Genomic DNA, 24,258 nt, shown 5'->3' with positions numbered 1-24,258 from the left:
TTTTTTTAATGATTTATAAAGTTAAACCGAACCAGTTTTAAAACAAAGCTCAAAATCTTAAAGTTATCAGAAAAAAAGCTTTTAAAATGGTTTCGTTGTTTTTGATGTCAATAATCGATGATTTATTGAAATTTTATCGATTAAATGATGATGATTGTGAAAATAATGTATTTTGACGAGTAATGTAGCACTTCAAAGGACTTCTTTTATTAATAGGAAAAATGGATGTAATTTAGTTTCAGAATGTTGTAAGCCTTAAATATTAGTATTATGAAAAAGACAATACTTTTGCTCCTGCTCACAGTCCCCACATTTGCCCAAGAACTCAATACTTTTGATTTCGCCGTTATAAACTCAACCTTAATTTCTGCAAATATAGACCTTGATAAAGGCCGTAGCGTTGTTGCGGCAAATCAAGATCAATATTCAGCTTATTTTCAGTATGCTCTTACGATGTGTGAAGACGATATTATTTTTGGTGCTGGAATTGACAAGTCTGAAATCGATCGTACTTATGTGGGTTATATCGGTAAAATTTGCGATAAATTTAGAGCTACAATTGGCATAGGATATGTCGATTCTAGAAGCGGTTATGAGGGGACTTTTACGGGTTTTAGCATCTCATGGCATTTTTCTGAAAATATCTATATTGGAGGAAATTTAGAAAATCTGCATTCATCAATAATTGATTATGATACCGATGAAAGTTTTGATTACTATAAAAAACTCGTTCCCAAAGTTTTTGGAAGTTATGAAATTATCCCAAATGTGATTGCTTTTGGACAATTGAGTTCGAGAGTAAATGACATTGCTTTAAAATATCAGGTTCGCCGATTTTCTGCTGGAGGATTTTATTCTGGGCATTCAGTTGGTGGGATTTTCGGAACTGTCAATGTCGGACGATTTGCCTTTTCCTGCAGTACTACTTTTGAAAGGGTAAACTTCGGATTAAAGTTTGAATAACGAAATTAAAAATAAAAGTTTGTTGAGAAAAAAATCCCAAAGGCAATTTCAGCAATTGTCTTTGGGATTTTTTATAAGTTTATGACATCGTCGGTTTATAACCCAACAAAATCGTCGCTTTTAGGGAAAATACTCAAAGCTTCAATCGCTATTTCTGGGGTTGGAGAAGCCAATTTTCTAAGTTTGGTATCCATCCAAGCTCCGTCTACTGTAATCGTTGCGCAAAGCGTATCATCTTCTCTTCTAAATTCGTGAATGATAGACCAACGTGAAGCATCGGCTTTCATTTTTGAAGTTTTAGTATGAATGAATATTTTGTCTGAAAGTTTTAATTCTTTTCTGAAAACGCATTCTTCTCTAAATAAAACAGGTCCAAAACCTTGTGTCTGCATTACTTTTAGAGTTAATCCCAGTTCTTCAAGGATTTCGATACGATGCTGTGCGCCAAAATCGTAATAAGCACTATGACGAACGTGAAAATTCGGGTCTAGATCTGACCAGCGGAAAGATATTTCTTTTACAAATGAAGCCATTTTATAATTGTAATTTTAATGAGAAATCGAAATTACGAATAAAAAACAAACGAATATCATAAAATTACTATGCATGCATATTTTTTTGTTGTTTTTGAATTTGCAGCATGTTGTAAAATACTTTCAATTATGCTCTTTCGACTAGACAGTTATAACATCCTGGTCTTGCATTATGAATGTGGATGTACTCTATTTTTTCGTTTTCAAAAGTCTTGATAATGCTTTCTTTGAGGGTATTTCCTTCAACCACAGACGCTTCTTTCATCATGCCATTTTTGTCATAACCGCGCAACGAAAGTAATCTGTGATTCAGCATTTGCGGAATTTGGTTGGTTTCGAATGTAGCTGTAGTGGCTTTTTTTCGTATAAAAATTGGTCCGCTTGCTTGATAAGGTGAGGTTGTTTTATGATGGCTGTAGGGTAAAAGAATTACTTCTTCGCCAATTTGAGCATCTTCTAGACTAACTCTACAAGGAAATCCCGGAAATTTATCGACAGTCATTCTGATTGCGCCGATTTTTTCTAGTTCTAGATCTGTTAATTCAAAGTAGCCTAAAAACTCTGTATGATTTAAAGACTTGATTTTAAAATTTGTTTCCATAATTTTTTAAGCAAAAATCATATTTGTTAGGAAGCAAAAAAATCCAAATCTTGCTATGTTTCTTGATCAAAATATTTATAATGTCATTGTAGCTAATTCAACTTCAAGTTTGTCGAAGTTTTCTTCGTTTTTATCAACTACATAAGGTTTCAGTTTTTGGCATTCTTCTTCGGTTTCAAAAAGCATTTTAAAAACTACTTTTGTTTCATTTTCAGAAATAGTTTCAAATGTGGTTAGAATTTGAAAAAGCGGTTTTGAATGACGTTTCCAAGCAATAAGATTCGGTTTGTCAATTTTTATAAATTCGCATTCGTTGGCATAATTTCCAACTTCAGGGCCATGCATGATGAAGCTCCATTTGCCGCCTTCGCAAAAATTAAATTCATGAAAAGTGTTTGTAAAGCCTTTTGGTCCCCACCAGTTTTTTAAATGTTCAGGATCGCTCCATGCCTTGAAAACAAGTTCTTGAGGGAAATTCAGAATTCGTGTTGTTACCACTTCTGAATCAGGTGTTGTGGATAGAATTTCTGAAGTCATTTTTTGATCGTTTTAAATTAAACAAAAATGCGCAGTCATAAAATTACGTTATTTTTAGATACTTTCAAGATTATCCCATTCGTATTCTATTTTGTTTACTTTCATGTAATAGGGAATAAGCAGTAAAATTTCTAATCTAAAAGAAAAATGATCTTTTCCTGTGCTGAAAGGAAGTATAAAAAGAGAAGCAACACAAATTGCAATGCCTACAAGTGCATCTATTTTGGCAATCATGATAGCATTAGGTTTTTCAAACCAAAGCGAATAGGCTGCAAATCCCTTTAAAAGCATAATGGCAATTATAAATAATCCAGTTCCGGAATAAGCAGTGTCGGTTGAGAATCCGTATAGAGATAAATTTACGTTGGGAACAAAAAGATTGGTAATGAGAGAACCAATTGCACAAATGGCCATAAACATAAAAATCCAGCAGAAAACTTTTATCCACCATGGCAATAGTTTTCGTCTTATAATAGCAGGTTTTTCAAATTCGTCAAAATGACCTTTTAATTCTTGTTCCATAGTTTTGGTTTAAATTTGGTTAATTAGTGTATTCAGGATTTTATTGGTTTAGCTGTTTTTTTCTTCAATTTCATTTATTTTTTTTACAATCCATGGCAATGTCAATCCTTGTCCGATTAATGTCAGAAGCACCACTGCGACAGAAATGAAAATAATGGCATTTCTAAGCGGAAAAGGAGTTCCGTCTTCGAGAAATCTCGGAAGTCCGATTGCAATGGCTAGCGATACAATACCTCGCATTCCTGACCAGCTTATAATTAAACTGTTTCCAAAGTCAAGGAGCGCATTTTCGCTCACTTTTCTTTTTCCATTTTTACTCTTTTGAAATGCTTTTTGTAGATTGATTTTCTGCAAATAAATTCTAATCATTCGAATAAGCAAAGCCACGATTGTAATAATGGCTGCATAACCAATGTAAGGAAGTATTAAATAGCTCTCGATGTCTTCTAGAATGTATCTGAAATTAAGTCCGATTAAAATAAAAATTAATCCGTTTAGCAAGAAAATGATAATATCCCAAAGGTTTCGAGATTGATTTTTTAGGCTTTCAGGGAATATTTTTTTGCTGAATCTGGCAATTGCTAATCCTAAAATAACAACCGCAATGACGCCAGAAACATGCAGATGTTCAGCGACCAAATAAGTGACAAATGGCATTAAAAGCATAAAACTGATTGTCACATTTATGTTTTTGTGAACTTTGGTTAAAATAAACGAAAGGATTTTTGCCATTATAAATCCGATAAGAAAACCACCTCCTAAAAGAAACATAAATTGCAAAGTCGCTTTCCATATTATAAATGCAGAACCCATTACAGCGGCAACGGCAAAACGATAAGCAACCAGTGCAGAAGCGTCATTAATTAAACTTTCGCCTTCCAAAATCGTAATGGTTTTATGAGAGATTTTTAATCCTTTAGTGATATTGATTGCTGCAACAGCATCGGTAGCAGAAAGTATAGCGCCTAGAACAAAAGCTAATGGCCAGGTCATTTCTGGAATTATAAGATAAGCAACGGCAGCGATACCGCTTGCTGTTAAAAAGACCAAAGAAATTGCAAGAGCACCAATAGTATTGATATTGGTTTTGAAATCTTTTGGAGAGATATTAAAAGAAGCATCGTATAATAGCGGAGGAAGAAAAATCAGGAAAATAATTTCAGGATTGATTTCGATTTCCTGCATAGTCGGAATAAACCCAATAGCAACTCCAACAATCACAAGCAGAATGGGGTAGGGAAGTTTTGCTTTGTCTGCAAAAGCCGATAGTCCTATTACGATAGCAAGTATAAAGATGATAATGCTGTAGTTTTCCATTCTCTAATTTTGAAAAAATGCTAATGTAATTAATTTCAATTTAATCAAAGTAGTCTGATTTTATAAAAATATCATCATTATGAAAACAGATGCTCTAGCCCCGATAGGAGCGGCATCCTTTTATGGTGGGGTTCACCATAAAAGATATAGCGGATAGCGGGAATTAGCTTCTTAAAACCTTCATAATGACATAAAAAAAATAGACCATGCCATGATTGTCAGGTTTAAAAAATGTCATGTTGTCAGACGATTTTTTAGTCTCGACAGTAAAACTGACAATTTTATTTGGTTTTTTATATTGGCACAAAGATTGACTTATGCCACCTGAGTTATTAAAATAAAATCAAAAATTAAATATATAAAAAATGGGTAAAATAATCGGAATTGACTTAGGTACGACGAACTCTTGTGTTTCTGTAATGGAAGGTAACGAAGCAGTTGTTATCCCTAACGCAGAAGGAAAAAGAACTACACCATCTATCATCGCTTTTGTTGAAGGTGGCGAAATTAAAGTAGGTGATCCTGCAAAAAGACAAGCAGTAACGAATCCTACAAAAACGATTGCTTCTATTAAACGTTTTATGGGACACACTTTTGCAGAAACTGAAGGTGAAGCAAAAAGAGTTCCTTACAAAGTGGTAAAAGGTGACAACAATACTCCACGTGTGGATATTGACGGTCGTTTATATACTCCACAAGAATTGTCTGCAATGACACTTCAAAAAATGAAAAAAACTGCTGAAGACTATTTAGGTCAAACAGTTTCTGAAGCAGTTATCACTGTTCCTGCTTACTTTAACGATGCTCAGCGTCAAGCTACAAAAGAAGCTGGTGAAATCGCTGGTCTTAAAGTTATGCGTATCATCAACGAGCCAACTGCTGCTGCACTTGCTTACGGATTAGATAAAAAAGGAACTGATCAAAAAATTGCTGTTTACGATTTAGGTGGAGGTACTTTTGATATCTCTGTTCTTGAATTAGGAGACGGTGTATTTGAAGTATTATCTACAAACGGTGATACTCACTTAGGTGGTGATGACTTTGACCAAGTTATTATTGACTGGTTAGCTGACGAATTCAAATCTGAAGAAGGTATTGACTTACGTTTAGATCCAATGTCATTACAGCGTTTAAAAGAAGCTGCGGAGAAAGCTAAAATTGAATTATCTTCTTCTGCTGAGACTGAGGTAAACTTACCTTACGTAACAGCTACTGCTTCTGGACCAAAACACTTAGTAAAAAAATTAACTAGAGCTAAATTTGAGCAATTATCAGATGCATTAGTAAAACGTTCTATGGAGCCAGTTGCTAAAGCATTAAAAGATGCAGGTTTATCTACATCTGATATCGACGAAGTAATCCTTGTAGGAGGTTCTACTCGTATGCCAAGAATCGCTGACGAAGTTGAAAAATTCTTTGGTAAAAAAGCTTCTAAAGGTGTTAACCCTGATGAGGTTGTGGCTATTGGAGCTGCTATTCAAGGTGGAGTTTTATCTGGAGATGTAAAAGATGTATTGTTACTTGACGTAACTCCTCTTTCTTTAGGTATCGAAACTATGGGTGGTGTATTAACTAAATTAATTGAGGCTAACACAACTATCCCAACTAAGAAATCTCAAGTATTCTCTACTGCTGCTGATTCTCAACCATCTGTTGAAATCCACGTATTGCAAGGAGAAAGAGCTATGGCAGCTGATAACAAAACTATCGGTCGTTTCCACTTAGATGGTATTCCACCAGCACCAAGAGGAGTTCCTCAAATCGAAGTAACTTTCGATATCGATGCTAACGGTATTATCAAAGTTTCTGCAACTGATAAAGGAACAGGAAAATCTCACGATATCCGTATCGAGGCTTCTTCTGGATTAACAGCTGAAGAAATCGAAAGAATGAAAAAAGATGCTGAAGCTAATGCTGATGCAGATAGAATTGCAAAAGAAAGAGCTGAGAAATTGAACGAAGCTGATAGTACTATTTTCCAAACTGAAAGTCAATTGAAAGAATTGGGAGATAAATTGACAGACGATCAAAAAACAGCTATTGAATACGCTTTAACTGAATTAAGAATGGCTCACCAATCTCAAGATCTTGACGCAATCCAAAAAGGATTAGACAATGTAAATGCAGCTTGGAAAACAGCTACAGAAGCAATGTACGCTCAAGGTGGTGACCAAGCAGGTCAACAAGCTGCTCCACAACAAGAGCAATCTGGAGACAATGTTGAAGACGTTGAATTCGAAGAAGTAAAATAATTCTTTAGTATTAAGTAATTACTACAAAGTATTAAGATAGAAAACCGAGTCAGAAATGACTCGGTTTTTTTGTTTTTGCTAATTAACGTAGGCAGTGCGTCTAAATTTTAGGTTTTTCACAAACTGATAATTGTCATTTCCTGTTCAAATTCTTTTTCGTAATATTACTATTGTAAATTTTCATGAATGAGAAAGATTAAATACAAGAAAGGGCGTAAGTTGCAACACATTACTTTAGAGTATACTGGCATACATAAAGAGCACGAAACAGAGATGCAACTTTTTGTATATAATGATGCTGATGTTGTCGAATATGATAAGTTTACGGTCTTGGCTTTAAATTCTTGCTTTGATTATACTAAAAATAATTGGCTCAATATTCATGGGCTTAATGATATCAATCTTATTAAAACGATCGGCACGCATTTCAAATTAGATGATTTTCTGCTTGCCGATATTTTAAACACTACCAAAAGAACTAAACTAGAAGACCAGCAAGATGTTTTGTTCTTTAATATAAAATCACTTCTTCCTTCTGAATATTCAGATAATATTAGCGTCGAGCAATTAAGCTTTATTCTAAAAGATGGAATTTTAATTTCCTTTCAAGAAAAGCGAAGCGACTTTTTTACGCATATCCGTGAGCGTTTGCGTACCCATGCGGGAATCGTTAGGACCAAAAAGGTAGATTATCTCTTGTATTTGCTTTTAGACGCTGTTATGGAAAATTTCTACATTACATTGGAAGATGAAGAAGATAAAATCGAAGACTTAATCAATTTGACTAAAAAAGATGCTAAACCAGTTATTTTAGAGAAAATTGAAAATCATCGTGATAACTTAAACTTTCTAAAACGTTCCATAGTGCCACTTCGAGATTCGCTTTATTATTTGAAAACGAAGAAAGATGATGACGATGATAACGGCTTAATACAGAAAGAAACATTCAATTTCTTTATCAGGCTGCATCAAAAAAGTTTGGAGCTTTTAGATCAGATAGAATCGGATATGAGTGCTTTAGAAAGTGCTTCTAATTTTTATTTTTCGGAACAAAGCCGAAAAATGAACGAAATCATGAAAACGCTGACTATCATATCAGCCATATTTATTCCGCTAACTTTTATAGTTGGAGTCTACGGAATGAACTTTGAAAACATGCCAGAGCTCAAAACGCAAAATGGCTATTTTATAGTCATGGGTGTAATGTTTTTGCTGGTAATTGCCCTGATCATCTATTTCAAAAAACGTCGCTGGTTTTAGCGTTCTTTTATATTTGAAAAATTTGATTTTGTAAATTTGGTATTTAGAATAAAAATAAATAATTATGAGTAAAGCAATATATATAGCCACTAGCGACCATAATAGCGGTAAATCAATTATTACGCTTGGCTTGATGAGCATCTTACTTGGTAAAACTGCCAAAGTAGGATATTTTAGACCTATAATTGAAGATTTTGTCGATGGTGAGGTAGATAATCATATCGAAACTGTTCTGTCTTATTTTAACCTTGATATTAAGTTTGAAGATGCTTATGCCATTACCAAAAGCAAATTAATCAAGAAAAAGAACAAAGGTAAAATAGGAGAGGTTCTGGATTTAATTATTGAAAAGTATAAAAAACTCGAAGAACGCTTTGATTTTGTTTTGGTTGAAGGAACAAGTTTTACTGGCGAGGGAACTTCTATTGAACTGGATTTGAATGTTTTAATTGCTAAAAACCTTGGAATTCCGACTATAATTGTTGGCTCTGGAGTTGGGAAAACTTTAGAAGAGCTTTTAGACAGTTTGTATCTGGTTTATGATTCTTTTAAAATAAAAGAGGTTGAAGTTTTATCAGTTTTTGCCAATAAAGTGCAACCGGAAAATATCGAATTGGTTACCAGTAGTCTGCAAAAAAGCCTTCCTTCGAATGTATTGATTAACACCATTCCGATTATTTCAAGTTTGAATAATCCGACGATGCAGGAAATTGTAAACGAATTGAACGCTAAAGTTCTTTTTGGAGAAAATTATCTGAATAACGAAATCGGGCACTATAGTGTTGGAGCCATGCAGCTTCATAATTATCTAGTGCATTTGCATGACAATGCTTTGGTAATTACTCCTGGAGATCGTTCTGATATTATTTTGGGAGCTTTACAGGCAAATGAATCGGCCAATTATCCAACCATTTCAGGAATTATCCTAACAGGTAATATTGTTCCAGAAGAAAGTATTTTAAAACTCATTGAAGGGCTTTCAGCCATTGTTCCGATTATTGCGGTTGATGGCGGAACGTATCATATTACTAATAAAATAGGTTCTATAAAATCGCAGATTTATGCCAACAATACACACAAGATTGAAACCTCAATCAATACTTTCGAAAAATACGTCGAAATTGAAGCTTTATCGCAAAGAGTAATTACTTTCCAGCCAGAAGGTATGACGCCAAAAATGTTTCAATACAATATGGTTAAAAGAGCGAAACAGCACAGAAAACATATTGTCCTGCCAGAAGGAAATGATGACCGAATTATTACAGCTGCTTCAAGATTGTTAGATATGGATGTGGTTGATATTTCTATTATTGGCGATAAAAAACAAATTGAAAGTAAAGTTGCAGAGCTTGGACTTACATTTGATTTTTCTAAAGTAGATATCATCAATCCGATAGAATCTGAAATGTATGAAGATTATGCTAATACGTATTATGAGCTTAGAAAAGATAAAAATGTAAGTATTACAATGGCGAGAGATTTAATGGAAGATGTTTCGTATTTTGGAACCATGATGGTCTACAAAGGCCATGCGGACGGAATGGTTTCTGGCGCAGCACATACAACACAGCATACCATTTTGCCCGCATTGCAATTCATTAAAACAAAACCAAATTCATCTGTGGTTTCTTCTGTGTTCTTTATGTGTTTAGAAGATCGTGTCTCTGTTTTTGGAGATTGTGCTATTAATCCAAACCCGACGGCAGAACAATTGGCAGAAATTGCTATTTCTTCTGCAGAATCAAGTTTAGCTTTTGGTATTGAACCAAAAATTGCCATGCTTTCTTATTCTTCTGGATCATCAGGAAAAGGAGACGAGGTTGATAAAGTAAGAACTGCTACAGCCATTGTAAAGGAAAAAAGACCAGATTTAAAGATAGAAGGCCCAATTCAGTACGATGCGGCAGTTGATTTAAGCGTTGGGAAAAGCAAAATGCCAGATTCAGAAGTGGCAGGCCAGGCCAGCGTATTAATTTTCCCAGATTTAAATACAGGAAACAATACTTACAAAGCCGTTCAAAGAGAAACCGGAGCTTTGGCAATTGGTCCAATGCTTCAAGGTTTAAACAAACCGGTAAACGACTTAAGCCGTGGCTGTACTGTAGATGATATTATCAATACAGTAGTCATTACAGCCATTCAGGCACAAGGAATGTAAATTCAATTAAAAATTGAGAATTAAAAATTAAAAATTTCTGTTTTGGGAAAAAACTCAGAATCTTAGAAACTTAGCATCTTAGCAACTTAAAAAAATGAAAATACTAATTATAAATTCAGGAAGTTCTTCAATTAAATATCAATTAATGGTGATGCCAGAAAACGAAGTAATCTGTTCTGGAATGATTGACCGAATTGGTTTAGAAACTTCAAATATTACTTTAAAAACCGCAACCGCTTCACGTGAAGAAACACTTCCAATTCCGAATCATAAAGTAGGTTTGCAGAAAGTGGCCAATATGCTTTTAGATTCTGAAAAAGGAGTAATTAAATCAACTTCTGAAATTGCTGCTGTCGGGCATCGTGTGGTGCATGGAGGAAGCGATTTTAGCGCTACAGTAAAAATTGATGATAAAGTAAAAGAAAAAATCAAGCAGCTTTTTGAATTGGCACCTTTGCACAATCCTGCCAATTTGGAAGGAATTAATGTGGCAGAAGAAATTTTCAGTTCGGCTGAACAAATAGCCGTTTTTGACACGGCTTTTCATCAGACAATGCCAGAAGTAGCTTATAAATATGCTATACCGAATTATCTCTTAACGGAAAACAAAGTGCGTGTTTATGGTTTTCATGGTACAAGCCACAAATATGTTTCTGAAAAAGCCATTAATTACTTAAAAGATAATTCTAAAATTATTACCATTCACTTAGGAAATGGTTGCAGTATGGCTGCGATTAAAGATGGAAAATGTATTGATACTTCAATGGGATTCTCGCCTTCAAACGGTTTAATTATGGGAACTCGTGCAGGAGATATTGACCAGTCTGTTGTTTTTTATATGATTAAAAATTTAGGATATACTCCAGACGAGGTAAATGCTGTTTTACTGAAACAAAGCGGTATGCTTGGATTGACGGGTTATAGCGACTTGCGTGATATTGAAGCTGAAGCGGAAAAAGGCAATAAAGATTGTATTTTGGCATTGCAAATGAATGCGTACAGAATTAGAAAAACAATCGGAGCTTATGCAGCGGCTTTAAACGGATTAAATGCCATTGTTTTTACAGCAGGAATCGGAGAGAATTCATCTTATATGCGTAATTTGATTTGTACCGATATGGATTATTTCGGAATTGAAATTGACACAGGAAAAAATGAACTACGTTCAAAAGAATTAAGAGAAATCAATTCAGAAAAGTCTATTGTAAAAGTTCTGGTTATCCCTACTGATGAGGAATACGAAATTGCAAATCAGGTTTATCAATTACTTGAAAATTAGAAAGTTTTATTTTAAACTTAATTTTAGGCTCCTTTTTGGAGCCTTTTTTATGCTTTCAGTTTAAGTTTTTGTCAGTATCTTTGAATTTAAAAACGAATATCTTGAAATCGATACTTTTTAAATCAGTTTTCTTCTTTTTCATCGCTTTACAGCTTCAAGCACAAGAATTACTTCCCTTTGTCGAAAATTACAGCAAATCAGATTATCAGGGAGATAATCAGATCTGGAATGTAGCACAAGGCAATGACAATTCAATGTATTTTGCCAACAATCACTATTTGCTTCGTTATGACGGGGTAAAATGGGAAAAATATACGCTTCCGAACAAAACCATCATTCGATCTATTTTGATTGAAGGAGATAAAATTTATTCTGGCTCTTATAAAGAATTTGGCTATTGGTATAGAAAAGATGGGACGATGCATTATGTTTCGATTACCAAAAATCTCAGATTGTTTGATGAAAAGGACAATGAAGAAATCTGGAAAATATTTAGGTTTAAGGGCTCTCTTTATTTTCAATCTTTTAATGATGTTTTTATTTACAACGGAAAAACAATTAAGAAAATTAAGTTTCCTTTTCTTATTTCGTATTGTTTTGGAGTAGATGAAAATTTATATGTAGCCTCAGTCAGAGATGGAATTTTTAAAATGAATGGCAAACACATTGCCAATCCAAAAGGTTGGAACGTTTTAAAAAATACGGTTGTTCATGCCATTGAAAAATTTCAAAACAAGACTTATATCTTCACACAGAAAAAAGGGGTTTTCATTGTAGAAAGAAATGGATTAAAAAGCTGGGAACATCCAATAAATGAAACTTTAAAATCGGCAACAATCAATGTGGCAAAATTTGTTAAAAATGACAAGCTGATCGTGGGAACTGGAAATCGTGGGATTTTTATTTTAGATTTAAAAAACAACTCTTATAAAAATATTGAACGCGATAATGTTCTCATGAATAATTCGGTTCTAAGTTTAGGTTTGGATAAAGAAAACGATCTCTGGGTTGGTTTAGATAATGGAATTGCCCATGTTGAGGTTAATTCTCCAATTTCTTTCTTCTACGACAACTCGGGTCTTTTAGGCTCTGTTTATGCTGTGGCTGCAATTAATAAAGGTTATTTAATTGCTTCTAATCACGGTATTTTTGAATACAGCGCTGGAAAATTTAACATGATGCCAAATACACAAGGGCAAGGTTGGAATATTTCTCTAATTGATGGAAAATATATTATTGGCCATAATGATGGTACTTTTTCATATGAAAATAACACTCTAACGAAAATAAATGGGGTAAGCGGAGGCTGGAATATGTCTAAAAGCAGTATTAATAATACTTATTTTCAATCCACTTACAGTGGTATTTTGGTTTATGATGATCCGTCAAACATGTCCCATTATAAAATTATAAAAGATTTGGCAAAGCCGATCAAATATGTGGCTCAAAATAAAAAGAATGAAATTTGGGCGGCCGATAATTACCGTGGTTTGTATCGTGTTTTGCTAGATGATAATTATAATACGCTTAAAGTTGAAAATGTCACGCAGCAAAGCAAAATCCAAAATGATTTTGGAATTAAGATTTTTGAATTTAGAAAAGAAATACTTTTTCTAATTAATAATTCTTGGTATACCTACAATTCGATATCCAATAAATTGGAAGAAAATAGTTTGTTTAATACAAATTTTAGAAATGTAACAGATGTCGTTTCTATAGATGAAGATCATTTTATGGTTCTGCAAAACGGAATCTTATATCATATTTATGCTGAAGGAAACAAATTTGTCTGGAATATTATTCAGGAGAAATATTATAAAGGAAAATTGATTAATGAAAATCTAAGAATTTTCAAGAAAGACAATTATTATTTATTTAATCTGGATGACGGATTTATTTCGCTTAAACTTGAATATGAAAATAAGCAGAATTCAGAAGTTAAAATCGAAGCATTTAGTGATGATGCTTTAATTCCGAGTGATGAGAAAATTAAATTCAATACCGAATTAAAGATTAATGTTATTTCTGGAATTTATGGAGCAAGCAGACCAAATTTATTTTATAAACTAGATAAAGAAAAAGATTTCATTCCAATTTCAGACGGATTGATTGTTTTGAATAATTTAAGCAGTGGATATCATACTGTAGAAATATTCAAACATGATGGCGCAACTTATGAAACAGTTTCCTCATACAAATTTAAAGTCGCAGAACCTTGGTATTTTTCATTTTGGATGATTTTACTGTATTTTCTTGTAATCGGAGCAGTTTTATTTTTCTACTATAAATGGAATAAACTCCGCTATATGCAAAAATTAAAATTGCAGGCTGAAGAATTAAAACATCAGAGAGAAATTCTTGAAATGGAATTGAAAAAAGAAAACGAACTCAACATTCAAGAATACGAAAAGCATATTTTAGAATTAGAATTGCAAGCAAAATCTTCAGAAGTTGCAGGCAAATCATTATCGATTGCCAAGCAAACCGAAATGATTGATAAAATCCAAGGTATTTTAGAAACCGAGAAAGATTTTGGTAAGCTTAAAAATGAAATTAGAAAAGCGATTAAGATTAATGAAGTAAATAAACACGAATGGGAAACATTTGAAACCAATTTGAATCAAATCCATAACGAGTTTATTATAAATCTATCCAAAAAATACCCACAATTAACTCCAAAGGACATAAAACTATGCGTTTATCTTAAAATGAATCTTTCGTCGAAGGAAATTGCTCCTATGATGAATATCTCTTTTAGAGGTGTAGAACTGCATAGATATCGTCTTAGAAAGAAGCTAAACCTCACGCAAGACGAAAACCTGTCAAAGTTTTTATTAAGTCTGTAAGATTTGATTTTATTTTTTACAGAATTTATATTTTTCGATATCATTTTTTATATAATTACGATACATCATTACTACATCATAATGATATGTTAAGGAATTTTTGTTAACATTTATTGGTTTGATAATCAGTATAATAATATAAAATTTTAACACAATGATGTAGCTATGTTGTAGTGGTATTTGATGTACTACAACGTTGTAATTGCTTAATTTGGCTCTACTAACTTAAACGATTACGTACTGTATGAAAAATTTTATTTTTAGCTTTTTAGCTCTCTTGCTGCTACCTACATATATGATGGGGCAAGCACAAGCAATTAAAGGAAAAGTAGTAGACAGTAGTGGAATGGGAGTTCCGGGAGCAATTATTACTGCTTCAGAATCTAGAACTACTGCTGATGCTGACTTCGATGGTAATTTTACCATTAACGCGAAAGTTGGAGAAACCTTAAAAATCTCTATGCTTGGTTTCGATTCGGTTTCTATTCCGGCAGCTGTTGGTGATATGAAGATCACATTAAAAGAGGCTGGCGATACAGCCTTAAAAGAAGTGGTAGTTATTGGTTACGGAACCAGAAAGAAAATTGACAACACTTCTGCTGTTGCTTCATTAAAAGCTGAGGATGTTACTAAAACAAAAGTTTTAAATGCTTCTCAAGCTATTCAAGGTAAAGCCGCGGGTGTTCAAGTAACTTCTTCAGATGCTCCAGGAAGCACACCTTCTGTAGTTATTAGAGGTTTAGGTACTGCTCTTGGAGGTAGAAATCCTTTATACATTGTTGATGGTATGCCAACAGAAAACATCAATAATATTAATACAAATGATATTACTTCTTATGAAATCTTAAAAGATGCTTCTGCATTGGCTATTTATGGAACAAGAGCAGCAAACGGAGTTATCATTATTACTACTAAAAAAGGTAAAGGAGATAAGGTATCTGTAGAAGTTGAAAGTTTTGCAGGTGTTAGAACACCACTTAAAAAAGTAAAAATGGCAAATGGAGACCAGTATGCTGCTTACTCAAATGCTGCATTAGGTACAAACACTTTTGCAGCAAATCAGCCTGTTAACACAAACTGGTTAGACGAAATTACAAGAACAGGATCTTATACTCAAAATAACGTTTCGGTTTCAGGAGCTTCAGAAAATATTAAATATTTCTTTAGTGCTGGAAATTATGAAGAAAAAGCAATTTTAAATGGTCTTGATTACTCACGTACTACATTCAGAAACAATAATGAGTTTAAATTGTCTAAGAAAGTTACGTTAAATCAAAATTTAAGTTTTACATCATCTAAATCTGCTCCAAAACCTTTAGGAGCTTTTACAAATGCATACAAACAATCGCCAATAGTCCCAGTACGTTTTGCTGACGGTCAATATGGTGTGTCTCGTGTAGATGCTAATGGTGTAGCAGGTCCTGTAGGTTCATCATTTAATAACGTAGGGAATCCAGTTGCTCAACTAGATTTCTATGATGAGCAACAAAGAAGTGTTACTCTACAAGGAGGATTAAAACTAGACTGGGAAATTATTGATGGTTTAAAATTCACTTCTCAATTTAATGGTGAATATTATAATTGGAAACAATATAATTTTGAAGATAAGCAAGGTATCTGGATGGCTGCTAACCCTAATACAACAGCAGCAGACTATGTGGCTACTCACGCATCGGACCCAGTAAACTTATTGACAAGAGGTAGAGAAGAATACTTTAATTGGAATCTATCTAACTACTTTACTTATAATAAAGTTTTTGCAAACATTCACGATGTTGAGTTAACCGCAGGTATTGAGGCTTCTGTAAAAGGACCTAGAGAAACTTTGACAATTGCTAGAAAAAATGTAAGCGAAAATTCTAACTATTGGTCTTTATATAATACTAAAGACGCAAAAGGGGTAGATTACGTAGCTGATATTACTAGTTTATATGATATAAAATACAACGAAAGCAGATTAGCTTCATACTTTGGAAGGGTTCAGTATAAATTAATGGACAAATATTTATTTACTGGAACAATTAGACGTGACGGTTCTTCAAACTTTGCTAAAGATTACCGTTGGGGTACTTTCCCATCTTTTGGTATTGGTTGGGTTATGACTAAAGAAAGTTTCTTATCTGATATTAAAGGTGTTGATTTAATTAAATTGAGAGGTAGCTGGGGTAAACTAGGAAATCAAAATGTTCCTCTAAACACTCAAGCCTATGCTTCAGGACTTAATGCTTATTTAGGAGGTTCGCTTTTATATCAAGGAACAACAATTAACTCTCAAATTGATCCAAGCTTATCTTGGGAGGTTACAGAAGAAGCCTCTGCAGGTGTCGATTTTGAATTCCTAAACAACAGATTAAAAGGTTCTTTTGATGTGTATGATAAAAATACAAACAATGTTATTTTAAACACGAAGCCATACACGACATCTGGTATGACAATTTCAACTCCAGCACACGTAGGGGAGGTTTCTAATAAAGGCTTTGAGGTTGCTTTACGTTGGGATGATAAGATTAATGATAACTTAAGCTATTGGGTTGGCGGAAACTTCTCTCATAATACAAACAAACTTGCAAGTTTAAAAGATTTTGATATTTCGCCTTTAATTGGTGGTAATTTAGGTAACGGTCAGGACACTAAAATATTGAATAAAACATCAGTTGGCCAGCCTTTAGGAAGTTTCTACTTATATGAGTATGCCGGCATCGATCCAACAAATGGTAAAATGCTTTACTATAATGCAGCGGGCGATAAAGTGACTCAAAACTTACTTGATGCAAATAAAGATAAAAAATATGTTGGTTCTATTTTACCTAAAAACAACTATGGGGTTACCTTAGGATTAAACTACAAAAACATTGATTTTCTGTTGATGGTTATGGTACTGGTGGTGCTAAAGTTTATAATGGTAAAAAAGCACAACGTTTTACAGGTGAAAACATTGAGGCATCTTTAACTAATAACTATTGGACACCAACTAATACTACAGCAGCAAATCCTAAGCCGTTTAATGAAGTGCCAGTTGCTTCAACATACTATATGGAATCAGGGGATTTCTTTAGAATTAACAATATCACTTTAGGATATAAACTTCCTTTAACTGAAACAAGTTTTATCAATTATTGCAGACTTTATGTTAATGCAATTAACCCATTCATTACTCAAAAATTCTCTGGTTTCTCTCCAGAATTGAACGGTAATGGTGATCCATACGGAACGCAAGGAATTGAGCTTGATGCCTATCCTACTTTAAGATCTTTCGTTATTGGTGCTAATTTAAAATTTTAATATTATGAAAAAGATATATATATCAATGTTTGCATTGTCAGCATTGTTCTTTACAGGATGTGCAGATGATTTTTTAGACGTTGCTCCAACACAATCTATACCAACATCAGATGTTGAGCTTTATAATACAGATAGTGGTGCAAAGACATTTGTAACTTCAATTTATGCTAAATTCTTAGATTGGGATATGAGCTCATTTGGTTGGATTGGTTTAGCAAGTATTACGTCTGATGATGCAGACAAAGGGTCTTCTCCTGGTGATACTGGAACTGATAAAGATGTTTTAGATGCATTAACATATAATGCTTCGAATCCATCTGCAGAAAGTACTTTTATCGCTCAGTATGACGGTATCAATAGATGTAATCAAGCTTTAAATATGATTCCTAAATTGGATAAGGCAGATCCTGCATTAAGAGAAAGATTAATAGGAGAGGCAAAATTTTTAAGAGCTTTCATGTACTTTACTCTTGTAAAATGTTACGGAGGTGTTCCAATAGTTGATCGTTTACAAAGTCCAACATCAGAGGAAGATAAAAAAATGTTGCTTACTCGTAAACCAGTAGCTGAAGTTTACGCTTTTATTGAAAAAGATTTGCAAGAAGCAATTGCAGTACTACCAAATAGAAGTGCTTATGCAGCAGATGAAAAAGCAAGAGCTTCAAAGGTGCAGCTTATGCTTTATTAGCAAAAGTAAGTTTATATCAAAAGAAATGGCAACAGGTAGTTGATAACTGTAATCAAATTACAGGCTACGCACTTAACCCAAGCTACGCTAAAATGTTCAGATTAGAAGGCGAAAATGACATTGAGTCAATTTTTGAAATAAACGGAAATGGTGCTGTACCTACTAAAGGAATTGCTGGATACTCTAACACACAAGGTGCACGTGGTGCCGGTGGATGGGGATGGGGATTCAATGTTCCATCACAAAGCTTATTAAATGCATATGAGCCTGGAGATGTTAGAAAAGATGCTACAATTATCTTTAGAAATTCAACATTATACGATGGAAGAGTTGTTCCTGAAACGGTAGAAAATCCTATGTATAATTTCAAAGCATATTCTTCTGCATACACTGATGCATGGGAAACAGATGCAAATATCAAATATTTAAGATATGGTGAAGTGCTTTTAATGAAAGCTGAGGCATTGAATGAATTAGGACAAACTTCTGAAGCAATTGGTTTATTAAACCAAATTAGACACAGAGCAGGATTAGGAGATACTCCAGCAACTTCTCAAACAGCAGTTAGAAGTGCAATTTGGAAAGAAAGAAGAGTTGAGCTTGCTTTTGAATTTGACAGATTCTTTGATTTAGTTAGAACTGGTCAGGCAGAAAGTGCTTTTGCTGCAGATGGAAAAGTATTTACAGTAGGTAAAAATGAATTATTTCCTATTCCGGCATCATTCATTTTACAAGCAGATGGATTATCAGCTCAAAACCCTGGTTATTAATCAAAAATCTCAGATATCACTTCCTTCAGATTCCTGAAGGAAGTGATTATTTATACAATCTTAAATTTTTATAATGGTTAGAATTTCAGTTTTATTTTTAGCTTTTACTTTTTTTAGTTGTGGATCTAATGCCGATAAGTCGAAAGGAAATGTACAGGAAAATACTTCTGGCGTTACTGCATTAACAGATGAGCAGCTTTTGGATGCTGTTCAAAAACAAACATTTAAATATTTCTGGGATTATGCAGAACCAAATTCTGGATTAGCCAGAGAACGTTATCATCCAGACGGAGTTTATCCTGAAAACGATTCTAATATCGTAACAACAGGAGGGTCAGGTTTTGGATTAATGGCACTTGTTTCTGGAATGTCACAAGGTTATATTACGAAAGATCAAGGAGTAGAAAGATTGAACAAAATTGCGGACTTTTTAGGCAAAGCTGATCGTTTCACGGAGCATGGTCACATTGGATTGACGGAAAATACAGGAAAAGTAAAACCTTTTGGAACCAAGGATAATGGAGGAGATTTAGTTTGAAACCTCATTTTGGTTGCAGGAATGATTACAGTTCGTGAATATCTTAAAGATGGTTCTGAAAAAGAAAAAGCAGTAGCACAAAAATACGATGCACTTTGGAAGGTGTTGATTGGCAATGGTACACAAATCAAAAAATGTATTATATTGGCACTGGTCTCCGAGTTATGCTTGGGAGATGAATTTCCCACTACAAGGATATAAACGAATGCCTTATTACGTATTTAATGGCAGCGTCTTCGCCAACACATACTATCGATGCGAAAGCATATCATGAAGGATGGGCGAGAAGCGGTGGCATAGTTTCTTCAAAAACAAATATAATATCCCACTTATTTTAAAGCACAATGGTGCAGAAGAATTTGGTGGTCCATTATCTGGGCTCATTATTCTTATGTAGGTTTAGATCCAAATCAATTAAGCGATAAATATGCGAACTATTGGGATTTAAATGTAAATCAGACCAAAATCAATTACCAATATTGTGTTGAAAATCCAAATAAAAATGCTGGTTATGGACCTGAATATTGGGGATTAACAGCTTCTTATTCTAGAATCCTGACGGTTCTATTGGGTACAACGCACACATGCCAAGCAACGATCAAGGTGTGATTTCGCCAACAGCTGCTATCAGTTCAATTGTTTATACGCCAAGGAATCAATGGCTTTGATTAGAAACTTATACGAAAACCATAAAGATGAAACTTGGGGAGATGCCGGTTTTTATGATGCTTTAAGTTTAGGAAATAAATGGGTGGCAAAACGTTACTTAGCTATTGATCAAGGCCCAGAAGTGGTAATGATTGAAAACTACAGAACAGGATTGTTGTGGAAATTATTTATGAATGCACCGGAAGTAAAACAAGGTTTAACAAAACTTGGATTTAAATCTGGTAAATACGGAATTTAATTTTCTATGAAAAATAAACTGGCATTTGTATTTCTATTATTTTCTATGATTGTTTCGGCACAAAACGAAACAACTGGAAAAATTAATACAGTTATAATGTCTAAATATGAGTTGGGCTATGTATTGCATAAGCCTGTAAATATTAAAGAGAAAAAGCCATTAATAGTTTTTATATCTGGTGATGGAGAAAAAGGAACTGATCTTGAGAAAGTGAAGATTCATGGTCCTTTGAAATATTTAAAAACGCATCAATTACATGCTTATGTTCTAGCTCCGCAATGTAAAGAAGATGAGAACTGGGATACAGAATCGATTTATCAGCTGATTGTAAAAATTCAGAAAGAGAATAAAATCGATTCAGAAAGAATATATGTTACTGGTTTGAGCTCAGGAGGTTGGGCTTCTTGGAATTTGGCTTTTGCACATCCGGATCTATTTGCCGCAAATGTACCTGTCGCTGGCTTGTAGATTTGATTCAGTTAGAAAAAGCATGTGAAATAGCCAATATTCCAACCAGAATTTACCACGGATTATTAGATGAAGTGGTCGATGTTAATTATGCCATCACGATTTACAAAGAATTGAAAAAGTGTAATGCTAAAGACGTGAAGCTGACCATTTTTGATGATGCAAATCATGACAGTTGGACAAGAGTTTATGATAATGCAGCAATCTACGACTGGATGTTACAGCAGAAGAAAACGAATACAAACAAATAAATAGAATAGAATGAAAACAAATTAGTCTTACTTTTTTTAGGATGCGCGGTTTTGGGTTATGCTCAAAAAAGCCTGCTAAAATACAGTGAAAATTAAACCAAAGTCTGAATTTGTGGCGGAATTAATGTCAAAAATGACTTTAGACGAGAAATTGGGTCAGTTAAACTTGCCAACATCTGGTGATATTACCACAGGGCAGGCAAACAGCTCAAATGTGGCAAAAAATATTGCTGAAGGAAAAGTGGGCGGTTTGTTTAACATTAAATCAGTTCAAAAAATTAAAGAAGTACAGAAAATTGCGGTTGAGAAAAGCCGTTTGAAAAATTCCCTTGCTTTTTGGTATGGACGTAATTCACGGTTACGAAACAACATTCCCAATTCCGCTTGGATTGTCTTGTACTTGGGATATGAATCTTATCGAAAGAAGTGCTCAAATTGCTGCCAAAGAAGCTAGTGCAGATGGAATTAACTGGACGTTTTCTCCAATGGTTGACATTTCTCGTGACCCAAGATGGGGAAGAGTTTCTGAAGGTTCAGGAGAAGATCCGTACTTAGGAAGCCAGATTGCAAAAGCGATGGTAAACGGTTACCAACAGCGCGATCTTTCTAAAAATAATTCAATTTTAGCTTGCGTTAAACATTTCGCATTATACGGGGCTCCAGAAGGGACGTGATTACAACACAGTAGATATGAGCCACATTAGAATGTTCAACGATTATTTTCCTCCGTACAAAGCAGCGGTTGATGCTGGTGTAGGTTCTGTAATGGCTTCTTTCAACGAAGTTGACGGAATTCCTGCAACTGGAAACAAATGGTTAATGACAGATGTTTTAAGAAAACAATGGGGTTTCAAAGGATTTGTAGTAACAGACTTTACAGGTATTCCTGAAATGATCGAACACGGAATGGGAAATCTTCAAGATGTGTCTGCATTAGCTATGAATGCTGGTGTTGAAATGGATATGGTTGGTGAAGGTTTCTTAGGGACTTTGAAAAAATCTTTAGACGAAGGAAAAGTAAAATCGAAACGATCGATAATGCTGTAAAATTGATTTTAGAAGCAAAATACGATTTAGGATTATTCCAAGATCCATATAAATACTGTGATGAGAAAAGAGCTAAAACTGAAATTTTCACTACAGACAGCAGAAAAGAAGCACGTGATATTGCAGCTCAATCTTTAGTATTATTAAAAAACCAAAATCAGTTGTTGCCTCTTAAAAAATCTGGAACAATTGGTTTAATCGGACCATTAGCAGATGCTAAAGAAAATATGCCAGGAACTTGGAGTGTGGCTACAAAAATGGAAAATGCCGTTTCATTATTGAGAGGTATTAAGGAAGTTGCTGGAGCTGGAACTAAAGTTTTATATGCTAAAGGAAGCAACTTAGATTATGATGAAACTTTTGAAACGAACGCAACAATGTTCGGTAAAACATTACACCGTGATGCTCGTACAAAAGAAGAATTATTAGCAGAAGCTTTAAAAGTTGCTGAACAATCTGATGTAATTGTAGCAGCCTTAGGTGAATCTGCTGAAATGAGCGGAGAATCAAGCAGCCGTACAAACTTAGAAATTCCACAAGCGCAAAAAGATTTATTAAACGCTTTATTAAAAACAGGAAAACCAGTTGTTTTAGTTTTATTTGACGGTCGTCCGTTGGTAATTACTGACGAAGAAAAAACAGTTCCAGCAATTTTGAATGCTTGGTTTGCTGGTACTGAAGCTGGTTATGCTATTGCTGATGTAATATTTGGAGATGTAAATCCTTCTGGAAAATTAACTTCAACTTTTCCAAGAAGCGTTGGTCAATTGCCAATTTACTACGCTCACAAAAATACAGGAAGACCGCTTTCTAATACAGAAGGAAAATTTGAGAAATTCAGATCAAATTATATTGACGAAAGAAACGAGCCTTTATTCCCATTCGGATTTGGTTTAAGTTACACCACTTTTGATTATTCAAACTTGAAAATTTCTTCTGATAAAATGAATCCATCAGGAAAATTGAAAGTAACGGTTGATGTAACAAACACTGGAAATTTTGACGGAAAAGAAACGGTTCAATTATACATTAGAGATTTAGTTGGTTCAGTAACAAGACCGGTTAGAGAGCTAAAAGGTTTCCAGAAAATAGCACTTAAAAAAGGTGAAAAGCAAACAGTAAGTTTTGATATTACTGTTGAAGATTTAAAATTCTATAACTCTGATTTACAATTCGTAGCAGAGCCTGGGCAGTTTGATGTTTTCGTTGGAGGAAATTCAAATGCTGATAAAAAAGTTAGTTTTGAGTTAACTAAATAGTTGGTTTATTTGATTAGTGAAAAGCCCTTCGTTTGGAGGGCTTTTTTTCTAAATCTCAAGACCTTTTTGTAATTTTTTAACTACGATTATATGAATACTTTTAAAATATTTAGTGCCGTTTGTCTTATGGCTTTTTCGTCTAGCTATGCACAAAAAAATGCAATAGTAGCGCATCGCGGAGCTTGGAAAAAGAATCATCTGCCAGAAAATTCAATTGCATCGTTAAGACATGCAATAGATTTAAAATTACCTGGCTCAGAGTTTGATGTTTGGAGAACAGCAGATGATTCGCTTGTCATCAATCATGATGCGCATTATAACAAAATGCTTATTGAAGAAACGAATTATGCAGATTTAATAAAATTTAAACTTTCAAATGGAGAGAAACTTCCAACCCTTCATGAATACATTTCAGAAGGAATGCGAAATAATAAACACACTCTTTTGGTTTGCGAAATAAAACCTTCAGAAATCAGTAAAGAAAGAGGACAAAAACGGTGTAGCAGCAGTCGAAACCATTAAAAAATTAAAAGCCATAAAAATACCTGCTACATCAGTTTTGATTATGATATTTTGAAAAAAAAATCAGAGAGATCGATTCAAAGACTTCTCTGCAGTATTTAGAGGGAAACAAATCTCCAAAAGAAGTAAAAACAGATAAAATTAACGGAGTTGATTATCATTATTCAGTTTTTCAAAAGCATCCAGAGTGGATCCAAGAAGCAAAAGACAATAAAGTGATTTTAAATGCTTGGACTGTTAATGATGGGAAAGACATGG

16 protein-coding genes and 3 pseudogenes are annotated in these 24,258 nt (G+C 34.0%); 14 read left to right on the top strand and 5 right to left on the bottom strand.

Annotated elements, in window-relative coordinates:
• Positions 1–270: 270 nt before the first annotated feature.
• On the top strand, positions 271–963 hold the full coding sequence (locus BB050_RS00085) for a hypothetical protein (RefSeq protein WP_066032142.1): 693 nt from the start codon (positions 271–273) through the stop codon (positions 961–963).
• A gap of 95 nt (positions 964–1,058) precedes the next feature.
• Here the strand turns inward: BB050_RS00085 and BB050_RS00080 are convergent, their stop codons facing one another.
• The 5 genes from BB050_RS00080 to BB050_RS00060 form a co-directional block, all read right to left on the bottom strand.
• Positions 1,059–1,496, bottom strand: a complete 438-nt coding sequence (locus BB050_RS00080) for an acyl-CoA thioesterase (protein WP_008462813.1) — start codon at positions 1,494–1,496, stop codon at positions 1,059–1,061.
• 127 nt (positions 1,497–1,623) lie between these two features.
• The gene (locus BB050_RS00075) at positions 1,624–2,097 is read right to left on the bottom strand and encodes a DUF1203 domain-containing protein (RefSeq protein WP_066032141.1); all 474 of its coding nucleotides are present in this window, start codon (positions 2,095–2,097) and stop codon (positions 1,624–1,626) included.
• A 75-nt stretch (positions 2,098–2,172) separates the two neighbouring features.
• Positions 2,173–2,634 carry an SRPBCC family protein gene (locus BB050_RS00070; RefSeq protein WP_008462815.1) on the bottom strand — a complete coding sequence of 154 codons (462 nt, stop codon included), beginning with the start codon at positions 2,632–2,634 and terminating at the stop codon, positions 2,173–2,175.
• A 54-nt stretch (positions 2,635–2,688) separates the two neighbouring features.
• A complete protein-coding gene (locus BB050_RS00065; RefSeq protein WP_066032140.1) occupies positions 2,689–3,156 on the bottom strand; it encodes a hypothetical protein in 468 nt (155 codons plus the stop codon).
• A 48-nt stretch (positions 3,157–3,204) separates the two neighbouring features.
• Complete coding sequence (locus BB050_RS00060; protein ID WP_066032139.1) at positions 3,205–4,473, bottom strand: Na+/H+ antiporter; 1,269 nt, start codon at positions 4,471–4,473, stop codon at positions 3,205–3,207.
• Between the two features lie 365 nt (positions 4,474–4,838).
• Here BB050_RS00060 and dnaK point away from each other — a divergent pair, with 365 nt between their 5' ends.
• The 13 genes and pseudogenes from dnaK to BB050_RS21995 all read left to right on the top strand — a co-directional run bounded on the left by dnaK (position 4,839) and on the right by BB050_RS21995 (position 24,000).
• Positions 4,839–6,725 (top strand): molecular chaperone DnaK, encoded by a 1,887-nt coding sequence (dnaK, locus tag BB050_RS00055; protein ID WP_008462816.1) that lies wholly within the window; start codon positions 4,839–4,841, stop codon positions 6,723–6,725.
• 186 nt (positions 6,726–6,911) lie between these two features.
• Entirely contained in the window at positions 6,912–7,985 is a 1,074-nt protein-coding gene (corA, locus tag BB050_RS00050; RefSeq protein WP_008462939.1) for a magnesium/cobalt transporter CorA, read from the top strand.
• A 64-nt stretch (positions 7,986–8,049) separates the two neighbouring features.
• Positions 8,050–10,143: a phosphate acetyltransferase gene (gene pta, locus BB050_RS00045; protein WP_066032138.1), complete on the top strand. Its 2,094-nt coding sequence runs from the start codon at positions 8,050–8,052 to the stop codon at positions 10,141–10,143.
• A 94-nt stretch (positions 10,144–10,237) separates the two neighbouring features.
• The gene (locus BB050_RS00040) at positions 10,238–11,422 is read left to right on the top strand and encodes an acetate/propionate family kinase (protein ID WP_066032137.1); all 1,185 of its coding nucleotides are present in this window, start codon (positions 10,238–10,240) and stop codon (positions 11,420–11,422) included.
• A 101-nt stretch (positions 11,423–11,523) separates the two neighbouring features.
• A complete protein-coding gene (locus BB050_RS00035; protein ID WP_066035067.1) occupies positions 11,524–14,268 on the top strand; it encodes a helix-turn-helix and ligand-binding sensor domain-containing protein in 2,745 nt (914 codons plus the stop codon).
• A 244-nt stretch (positions 14,269–14,512) separates the two neighbouring features.
• A complete protein-coding gene (locus BB050_RS00030; protein WP_236940396.1) occupies positions 14,513–17,218 on the top strand; it encodes a SusC/RagA family TonB-linked outer membrane protein in 2,706 nt (901 codons plus the stop codon).
• Positions 17,219–17,301: 83 nt separating this feature from the next.
• Complete coding sequence (locus BB050_RS22015) at positions 17,302–17,550, top strand: hypothetical protein (protein ID WP_236940395.1); 249 nt, start codon at positions 17,302–17,304, stop codon at positions 17,548–17,550.
• Between the two features lie 4 nt (positions 17,551–17,554).
• A pseudogene (locus BB050_RS00025) lies at positions 17,555–19,008 on the top strand (RagB/SusD family nutrient uptake outer membrane protein).
• 73 nt (positions 19,009–19,081) lie between these two features.
• Positions 19,082–20,453, top strand: a pseudogene (locus tag BB050_RS22170) (glucoamylase family protein).
• A 6-nt stretch (positions 20,454–20,459) separates the two neighbouring features.
• Entirely contained in the window at positions 20,460–20,921 is a 462-nt protein-coding gene (locus BB050_RS22165) for a carboxylesterase family protein (RefSeq protein ID WP_250637243.1), read from the top strand.
• A gap of 2 nt (positions 20,922–20,923) precedes the next feature.
• Positions 20,924–21,172: a prolyl oligopeptidase family serine peptidase gene (locus BB050_RS22160; RefSeq protein WP_250637242.1), complete on the top strand. Its 249-nt coding sequence runs from the start codon at positions 20,924–20,926 to the stop codon at positions 21,170–21,172.
• A gap of 51 nt (positions 21,173–21,223) precedes the next feature.
• Positions 21,224–23,478 (top strand): annotated as a pseudogene (bglX, locus tag BB050_RS00010) (beta-glucosidase BglX).
• A gap of 90 nt (positions 23,479–23,568) precedes the next feature.
• Complete coding sequence (locus tag BB050_RS21995) at positions 23,569–24,000, top strand: glycerophosphodiester phosphodiesterase family protein (RefSeq protein WP_083219786.1); 432 nt, start codon at positions 23,569–23,571, stop codon at positions 23,998–24,000.
• Positions 24,001–24,258: the final 258 nt, after the last annotated feature.

Origin of the sequence: Flavobacterium anhuiense (assembly GCF_001705175.1) — a bacterium.
GTDB classification, from domain to species: Bacteria; Bacteroidota; Bacteroidia; order Flavobacteriales; family Flavobacteriaceae; genus Flavobacterium; species Flavobacterium anhuiense.
Note: the sequence above shows the minus strand (reverse complement) of the source record. Positions and strands in the feature narration are given on the sequence as shown.